The organism is Stenotrophomonas sp. P5_B8 (genome assembly GCF_054049855.1).
The window spans coordinates 1-3,027 of record NZ_JBFULO010000445.1 but is presented as its reverse complement, the minus strand read 5'-3'; the positions used below and the strand labels follow the sequence as shown (position 1 = coordinate 3,027).

5 protein-coding genes are annotated in these 3,027 nt (G+C 66.4%); 3 read left to right on the top strand and 2 right to left on the bottom strand.

Annotated features, from left to right (window positions below):
- The coding region (scpB, locus tag ACXJKH_RS17780; RefSeq protein WP_457321310.1) for an SMC-Scp complex subunit ScpB at positions 1-894 on the bottom strand (894 nt) is incomplete at its 3' end.
- Positions 895-909: 15 nt separating this feature from the next.
- Positions 910-1,815 (bottom strand): segregation and condensation protein A, encoded by a 906-nt coding sequence (locus ACXJKH_RS17775; protein ID WP_256775596.1) that lies wholly within the window; start codon positions 1,813-1,815, stop codon positions 910-912.
- A 345-nt stretch (positions 1,816-2,160) separates the two neighbouring features.
- Between ACXJKH_RS17775 and ACXJKH_RS17770 the strand changes: the two genes are divergently transcribed.
- The 3 genes from ACXJKH_RS17770 to ACXJKH_RS17760 form a co-directional block, all read left to right on the top strand.
- Positions 2,161-2,460, top strand: coding sequence for a YciI family protein (locus ACXJKH_RS17770; protein WP_256775595.1), 300 nt, complete (start codon positions 2,161-2,163; stop codon positions 2,458-2,460).
- Positions 2,457-2,726: a BolA/IbaG family iron-sulfur metabolism protein gene (locus ACXJKH_RS17765; RefSeq protein WP_256775594.1), complete on the top strand. Its 270-nt coding sequence runs from the start codon at positions 2,457-2,459 to the stop codon at positions 2,724-2,726. Before ACXJKH_RS17770 ends, ACXJKH_RS17765 begins: the two co-directional genes overlap by 4 nt.
- A gap of 149 nt (positions 2,727-2,875) precedes the next feature.
- Positions 2,876-3,027, top strand: a 152-nt coding sequence (locus ACXJKH_RS17760) for a LacI family DNA-binding transcriptional regulator (RefSeq protein ID WP_457321312.1), incomplete at its 3' end; no start/stop codon positions are given.

Here is a 3,027-nt window from a genome sequence, read left to right as displayed (position 1 = left end):
GGGATCGGCTTCGTCAACAGCCACGGTCGTCTTCGCGACGGCGTTGTTTTCGGTTTCGTTCTGGGGCGCCGCGCGCTCTCCCGGCGCGGTATCGGGTTCGCCATCAGGGGCGGTCATTCCAGCGTCGTCGTCGCGGGGCGACAACGGCGCGTTGAATTCGGTATCTGTTTCTGCAGCAACGTCGGGGGCAGGGATCTGCGCGCCGACGGGTGAATTGTCCTGCGATTCTTCTTCACCTGCCAGTGGCAGGTCGGTGTCGTCATTGGCCGCGTCGGCATCCAGCGCGCCCTCCGGGGTGGCTGCGCCGGCGGCCAGGCGACCGGCGGGCTGGCCGTCGTTGTCCAGCGGCAGCTGCGGTTCCAGTTCGCCCAGGTCGCGCAACTCGGACAGCGGCGGCAGCTCGTCCAGGCGCTTGAGCCCGAAGTAATCCAGGAAGCCTTTGGTGGTGCCGAACAGCGCCGGCTTGCCGGGCACGTCGCGGTGGCCGATCACGCGGATCCATTCGCGCTCTTCCAGGGCCTGGATGATGTTGCTGCTCACCGCCACGCCGCGCACCTGCTCGATCTCGCCGCGGGTGATCGGCTGGCGATAGGCGATCAGCGCCAGCGTTTCCAGGGTGGCACGGGTGTAGCGGGTCTTGCGTTCGGTCCACAACCGGCTGATGTAGCCGTGGACCTCGTTGGTGACCTGGAAGCGGAAGCCGGAGGCCACCTCGACCAGCTCGACGCCGCGATCGGCGCAGGCCTCGCGCAGCAGTTCCAGCGCGCGTTCGATGCTGCCCGGCGGTGCCGGTTCCTCTTCGGGGAACAGGCCCTGCAGCTGCGCCAGGGTCAGCGGCTGGCTGGACGCCAGCAGCGCGCCTTCGACGATACGGTTGATCAGCGGTTGATCCATGCGTGGGTCGGGTGCTCAGTCGGATGCGTTGGCGGCGTCGGCGTCGTCGAACTCGCTGTTGAACTGCAGCGGTTCGTTGGTGTTGCCGGCGGCCAGGGATTTGACGTAGATCGGCGCCAGCGGTGCTTCCTGGACGATGTCCAGCAGCTGTTCCTTGGCCAGTTCGAGCAGGGCCAGGAAGGTGACCAGCACCCCCAGCTTGCCTTCTTCGGCGGTGAACAGCGATTCAAAACGGTAGAACCGGCCATCTTCCAGCCGGCCCAGCACATCGCCCATGCGCTGGCGGACACTCAGGGCCTCGCGCTTGATCGCGTGGCCGGTGAACAGCTCGGCGCGCTTGAGCACGTCGTACAACGCCACCAGCATTTCCTTCAGGTCCACCGGCGGTGGCAGCTTCACCGCAGCCCGGTCGGGGACGAAGGCATGGGCCAGGCTGGTGTCGCGGTCCTGGCGGGGCAGRCTGTCGATGTCCTCGGCTGCCTGCTTGAAACGTTCGTACTCCTGCAGCCGCCGCACCAGCTCGGCGCGCGGATCGGCTTCCTCGCCCTCGATGCTGGGCGGCCGCGGCAGCAGCATCCGCGACTTCACTTCGGCCAGGATCGCCGCCATCACCAGGTACTCGGCCGCCAGTTCGAAGCGCAGCTCCTGCATGACGTTGATGTACTCGACGTACTGCCGGGTGATCTCGGCCACCGGGATGTCCAGGATGTCCAGGTTCTGCCGGCGGATCAGGTACAGCAGCAGGTCCAGCGGACCTTCGAACGCATCCAGGATGACTTCCAGCGCATCCGGCGGGATGTACAGGTCCTGCGGAATCTGCAGGACCGGTTGACCATGCACTACAGCCAGCGGCATTTCCTGCTGCTGTGGGGCGGTCGGCCGGGTTTGCGGGTTCGCGTCGAGCGCGAGTTCGGAGGTCATCAAGTTGACGTCTGTATTGCAACGGACCGGTCGCCGCGCCGTGCCCGCAGCCGGAGCATTCCGGGCGGTACGATGGCTGGCCATGACACGCCTGGGTCGGCGCGGTTCCACACTTCGAACACAAAGGCGCGCCGCGATGGGCAGCGACAGAACTACAAGGAGGTCGTCTACGTGTGCTGGTGTGGGGCAGCGGGTCGGTCGTCGGGTGGCAGTGAAGCCTTGTGCCGACGGGGCTGCTGCGTCCAGCCACGTGCAATGGATCCAAGAGTACGGGTTCAGGCCCGCAGTGTCCAGCGAGGCGGGCTAGAATCGCCGGGTTCGTTTAGCTGAACCCTGGAGTTGCCTGTGTGGTATGTGATTGAAGGCTATGACGGCGCCGATGTTCTGGCCGCCCGCATGTCGGTGCGCGAGGCGCATCTGGCCCGTTTGACCGCCCTGCGTGATGAGGGCCGCCTGCTGCTGGCCGGGCCGTGTCCGGCCATCGACAGCGAGGACCCGGGCCCGGCCGGCTTCAGCGGCAGCGTGGTGATCGCCGAATTCGGCTCGCTCGCGCTGGCCCGGGCCTGGGCTGATGCCGATCCGTACGTGGCCGCCGGGGTCTACACCCGCGTGCAGGTGCGCCCGTTCCGCAAGGTGCTGCCGTGAACCGGGTCGAGCGCATCCGCGCGGCCCTGCAGCAGGCGCTGGACCCGGAGCTGCTGGAAGTGGAGGACGACAGCCACCGCCATGCCGGGCATGAGGGCGCGCGCGACGGTCGCGGCCATTTCAACGTGCATGTGGTCAGCGCCGCCTTCGAGGGCACGCTGCCACTTGCGCGCCACCGGGCCGTCTATGCCGCTTTGGGCAGCATGATGGACACCGATATCCATGCGCTGTCCATCCGTGCCGAGGCCCCGGCCAAAAACCGCTGAAACCCTTGTCCTGCCTTGTCCTGGCGAGTCCCCTGAGGGACCGCCAAGGACAGGTTTGCGTTACCGCCGTACGACATTGGCCTAACGTAGTGTTTACATTCAGGATTGAAAACGCTTACATTCCGMGCCAAGCCCCAGATCTCTAAGCCGTGGAGGGCGGCGAAGTGAACAAGGCAGCCATCACAATCAAAGATGTAGCCCGCGAAGCCCGGGTCTCCGTGGCCACGGTCTCGCGTGCGCTCAATGGACACGAAAATGTCGCCGAACCGGTGCGCAAGCTGGTGCTGGAGGTGGCTGCGCG